Genomic DNA, 256 nt, shown 5'->3' with positions numbered 1-256 from the left:
GGTGTCGTCGGTACCGGCGGCTACGTTGGTAATCTTGTTACCGGCGTTGTTCAATCCGTCTTTAGTCAGTTTGACATCACCTGCTTTAACGCCGTCTTGGGTCAATGCGACATCGTCGCCTACTTTCACACCGTCGTTGTTAACGGTGGTGTCGCCGGCTTTGACGCTGTCTACCACCAGGTCTTTGTTCAGCTTGACGGTTACTTTATCGTTTTGGGCTTCAGTCGTGATGTTGTCGTCGCCGGCAACGGTCACG

1 protein-coding gene is annotated in these 256 nt (G+C 53.1%); it reads right to left on the bottom strand.

Translation table 11 applies throughout. From position 1 onward, the window contains the following. Nucleotides 1–256: hypothetical protein (locus HMPREF2551_RS10625; protein ID WP_210400295.1), on the bottom strand; the 256-nt coding region annotated here is incomplete at both ends.

It is taken from the genome of Neisseria sp. HMSC066H01 (assembly GCF_001837375.1).
Taxonomy (GTDB): Bacteria; Pseudomonadota; Gammaproteobacteria; order Burkholderiales; family Neisseriaceae; genus Neisseria.
The sequence above is the reverse complement of the archived record's forward strand: the minus strand, read 5'-3'. Positions and strand labels throughout refer to the sequence as shown.